Below are 3,389 nucleotides of genomic sequence, written 5' to 3' on the forward strand. Positions count from 1 at the left end.
CCCCGGTGCCGTGCTGCGGGTCGGCGACGAGGTCGAGGTGCTGGAGGCGGCCGCTCCCGGCGACGGCCCGCTGCGGGCCTCGACGGTGGGCTCCCTAGGATCACGCCCATGACCCATGTCCTGTCCGCCGTCGCCTGGCCGTACGCCAACGGCCCCCGCCACATCGGCCACGTGGCCGGCTTCGGGGTGCCTTCCGACGTCTTCAGCCGGTACATGCGGATGGCCGGGCACGACGTGCTGATGGTCTCGGGCACCGACGAGCACGGCACCCCGATCCTGATCGCCGCCGACGAGGCGGGCGTGACGCCACAGGCGCTGGCCGACAAGTACCACCGGATGATCGCCGAGGACCTCTGCGCCCTCGGCGTCACCTACGACCTCTACACCCGCACCAGCACCCGCAACCACCACGCGGTCGTCCAGGAGCTGTTCCTCGGCGTGCACGCCAACGGGTACTTCGTCGAGCAGACCACGTACGGCGCGATCTCGCCGTCGACCGGGCGCACCCTGCCCGACCGCTACATCGAGGGCACCTGCCCGATCTGTGGTGCCGACGGCGCCCGGGGCGACCAGTGCGACACCTGCGGCAACCAGCTGGACCCGCACGACCTGAAGAACCCGATCTCCAAGATCAACGGCGAGACCCCCGAGTTCATCGAGACCCAGCACTTCTTCCTCGACCTGCCGGCCCTGGCCGAGGCGCTCACCGAGTGGCTCGACGAGCGGGCGGCGTCCGAGACCTGGCGCCCGAACGTGATCCGGTTCAGCCAGAACATCCTCAAGGAGATCCGCCCGCGGGCGATGACCCGCGACATCGACTGGGGCATCGCGGTCCCGCTGGACGGCTGGCGGGAGAACCCGACCAAGAAGCTCTACGTCTGGTTCGACGCCGTGATCGGCTACCTGTCGGCCAGCATCGAGTGGGCGCGCCGCAGCGGCGACCCCGATGCCTGGCGCACCTGGTGGAACGACCCGGAGGCGCTGTCGTACTACTTCATGGGCAAGGACAACATCACCTTCCACAGCCAGATCTGGCCGGCCGAGCTGCTCGCCTACGCCGGCAAGGGCGCCCAGGGCGGCAAGCCCGGCTCGTACGGCGAGCTGAACCTGCCCACCGAGGTGGTCTCCAGCGAGTTCCTCACCATGGAGGGACGCAAGTTCTCCTCCTCCAAGAAGGTCGTCATCTACGTGCGCGACCTGCTCAGCCGCTACCAGGCCGACGCGTTCCGCTACTTCGTCGCCGCCGCCGGACCCGAGAACCAGGACTCCGACTTCACCTGGTCGGAGTTCGTCCGCCGGACCAACGACGAGCTGGTGGCCGGTTGGGGGAACCTGGTCAACCGCACCGCCACCCTGATCGCGAAGAACTTCGAGGCCATCCCGCCGGCCGGCACGCTGACCGCGGAGGACGAGGCGCTGCTGGCGCACGTGGAGTCGGCCTTCGCCACCGTGGGCGAGCTGATCGGTCGGCACCGGCAGAAGCAGGCGATCAGCGAGACGATGCGGATCGTCGCCGAGGTCAACAAGTACGTCTCCGACACCGAGCCGTGGAAGCTGGCCAAGGACCCGGCCGACCGCGAGCGGCTGGGGACGGTCCTGCACGTCGTCTCACAGTGCGTGGCCGACCTCAACCTCGTGCTCAGCCCGTTCCTGCCGTTCTCCGCCAACGAGGTCGACCGCACCTTCGGCGGCACCGGACGGATCGCGCCGATGCCGCGTCTGGAGGAGGTCGAGGACCTCGACGGGGGAGCGCCGTACCCGATCATCACCGGCGACTACACCGACGTGCCGGCGTGGCGCCGTCACCCGCTCGTGGTCGGCACGCCGGTCGCGAAGCCCAGCCCGGTCTTCACCAAGCTGGACCCGAGCGTCGTCGACGAGGAGCTCGCGCGCCTGGAAGCGTGACGGGGATCGGGTCGCTACGGTCGAGGTCATGGAGACCCTGGACTTCTCGACCCGCTTCGCGTCCACTCCTGCGGACCACTCCGAGGAGTGGCGCCGGAAGGTGGCACGGCTGCGGCCCTTCAACCTGGTGATGGGGTTGGTGCACGGCCTCTCCGCCACCGTGATGCTGGCGCTCTCGACCGGCTTCTCCCTCGACGTCACCACGTTCTTCCAGAACGCCCAGCCCGGGCTCGCCCTGGACCCGAGCCGGCTCGACGTCGCCTTCGGCCTCCCGCTGGCGGTCGTGACGGTCAGCTTCCTCTACCTGTCCGCGATCGCCCACCTGGTGATCGTGTCGCCGTGGGGGTGGCCGCGCTACCAGCGCGAGCTGGCCAACGGTGCCAACCGGTTCCGCTGGGTGGAGTACTCGGTCTCCTCGACCTTGATGATCGTGATCATCGCGATGCTGCCCGGCATCCAGGACCTCGCGGCGCTGCTCGCGATCGCGGGACTCAACGTCTCGATGATCCTGTTCGGGTGGCTGATGGAGGTGGCCAACCCGCCCGGCCGGCGTACGACGTGGTGGACGCCGTTCACGATGGGCTCGGTGGCGGGCGCGCTGCCCTGGGTCGTGATCACGGTCTACCTGGTCGGGAGCGGGAGCTCGGTCCCGAACTTCGTCTACGGGATCTTCGTCTCGCTCTTCGTCTTCTTCAACTGCTTCGCGGTCAACCAGTGGCTGCAGTACCGAGGCCGCGGCCGCTGGGCCGACTACCTGGTCGGCGAGCGCGTCTACATCTGGCTCAGCCTCATCGCCAAGAGCCTGCTGGCCTGGCAGCTGTTCGCGAACACCCTGGTGGGATGAGGCCGTCGGCCGGGCTTCTAGGCTCCCGCCCATGACCGCCCAGATGTACCTGCCCTCCTTCTTCGTGAAGCAGCGCTTCGCCATGACGACCAACCGCTACGAGCTGTACGCCGCGAACCCGGACGGGTCGATGGGACAGCTGATGGGGCTCGCCGAGCAGAAGCGGCTCGCGCTCAAGGAGCAGGTCACCTTCTACAGCGACGCGACCAAGAGCCGGCCCGTCTTCGGTTTCAAGGCACGCAAGGTGATGGACCTCAACTCCGGCTACGACATCACCGACGAGGTCGGGGCGCCGCTGGGTTTCTTCCGCAAGGAGTTCGGGGCGAGCCTGATGCGCTCGACGTACCACCTCGAGGGGCCCGGTTATGCCGGCGTCGGCCAGGAACGCAGCCAGGCCGTGGCGCTGCTGCGTCGCTTCACCGAGCTCCCGTTCCTGCCCGTCCACTTCGACTTCGTCGCCCCGGACGGCAGCCGGCTGATGTCCAGTGAGCGACAGATGACCCTGCGTGACCGCTACACGGTCACCGTGCCCGACCAGCGGGTCGACTTCCGGGTGGCCGCCGCCGTCGCGGTCGGCCTCGACGCGCTGATGCAGCGCTGATCCCGTGGCGCTCTACCCCCAGGCTCGCCGCGCCGTCGC

The 3,389-nt window shown here is 68.9% G+C and carries 3 protein-coding genes; all 3 read left to right on the forward strand.

What is annotated here, in order from left to right; genetic code table 11:
• The first annotated feature begins 108 nt into the window (after positions 1–108).
• Genes metG through ABZE72_RS16370 form a run of 3 tightly spaced genes read left to right on the forward strand, consistent with a single transcriptional unit; the run spans position 109 to position 3,350 of the window.
• Complete coding sequence (gene metG, locus ABZE72_RS16360) at positions 109–1,905, forward strand: methionine--tRNA ligase (RefSeq protein ID WP_372730099.1); 1,797 nt, start codon at positions 109–111, stop codon at positions 1,903–1,905.
• A 28-nt stretch (positions 1,906–1,933) separates the two neighbouring features.
• Entirely contained in the window at positions 1,934–2,749 is an 816-nt protein-coding gene (gene heR / locus ABZE72_RS16365) for a heliorhodopsin HeR (RefSeq protein WP_372730100.1), read from the forward strand.
• 31 nt (positions 2,750–2,780) lie between these two features.
• Complete coding sequence (locus ABZE72_RS16370; protein WP_372730101.1) at positions 2,781–3,350, forward strand: hypothetical protein; 570 nt, start codon at positions 2,781–2,783, stop codon at positions 3,348–3,350.
• Positions 3,351–3,389 lie beyond the last annotated feature (39 nt).

This window comes from Nocardioides sp., assembly GCF_041600255.1.
Classification (GTDB): domain Bacteria; phylum Actinomycetota; class Actinomycetes; order Propionibacteriales; family Nocardioidaceae; genus Nocardioides.

What these genes read in the sequence shown, in the direction of transcription:
- heR (WP_372730100.1), top strand. Translation starts at nt 1,934, where the DNA reads ATGGAGACCCTGGACTTCTCGACCCGCTTCGCGTCCACTCCTGCGGAC.
- metG (WP_372730099.1), top strand. Translation starts at nt 109, where the DNA reads ATGACCCATGTCCTGTCCGCCGTCGCCTGGCCGTACGCCAACGGCCCC.
- ABZE72_RS16370 (WP_372730101.1), top strand. Translation starts at nt 2,781, where the DNA reads ATGACCGCCCAGATGTACCTGCCCTCCTTCTTCGTGAAGCAGCGCTTC.